We start from the raw sequence: 823 nt of genomic DNA on the forward strand, positions 1-823 counted from the left end.
CCCACGAACGGCCGTTGGCCGCCCCATTTCGCCCACTCGGCGGCCAAGCCGGGGAAACACACCTCGTCATAGGCCTGGATTTCCAGTGACCCGCGTTCGGCGATCCGCCGCGGCGAGGGTTTCGTGGCCGCGGACAGGCCGAGTTCGCGGCGCTGTGCGTTCTCGACTCGCTTCGTCGACCGCCAAAACAACCACTCGACCGTCTTCATGCTGGAGCGGAACAGCGGCGCCGGCACGCGCGGAACGAGCTGGCCGTTGGCCCGCATCGGGAAGTGATGCAGTGTCGCCAGCGGAATGCCGTAGAACTCGGCGACGTTGGCGGCGGCCTGCTCGAAATTCAGGCCGGTGCAGAGCAGGTCGGCGCCGGCCGCAAGCGACGTCAGCGTGGTGTTCACCTCGCCCCAATGCCGGATCAGGGGCTCCCACACCTTGCGCATCAACCTGATCGGGCTGCGGACCGTCCAGATGTTCCGGAAGAACTCCGCCCACATGTTGCGAAGGAACTCCTCGTCGAGGAAATCATGCAGTTCCGGGCCGTACGGGACCGCCGCGAGCCCGGCGGACTCGGCGAAGCCCACCAATTCCGGCGGGACCGCCATGGCCACGTCGTGCCCTCGGCGCACCAGCTCGCGGCCAACAGCCGCCAAAGGCTCGATGTCGCCGCGCGTTCCATACCCGGCGAGAACGAATTTCGTCACGGGTCCTAGCCTTGCAGTTGCCGTGCACCGGCGACGTCGGGGGTATGGCTCCTCACCCAATCCGTCCCACGCGCGCGAAGTTTTCCAGAAGTTCGGCGGTCTTGGTGATGCTGTCCGCAGGCTTG

At 66.7% G+C, this 823-nt stretch carries 1 protein-coding gene; it reads right to left on the reverse strand.

The features are described from left to right. Positions 1-698, reverse strand: a 698-nt coding sequence (locus A5713_RS25960) for a glycosyltransferase (protein ID WP_197516481.1), incomplete at its 3' end; no start/stop codon positions are given. Positions 699-823 lie beyond the last annotated feature (125 nt).

Source organism: Mycobacterium sp. E2497 (genome assembly GCF_001668695.1).
Lineage (GTDB): Bacteria > Actinomycetota > Actinomycetes > Mycobacteriales > Mycobacteriaceae > Mycobacterium.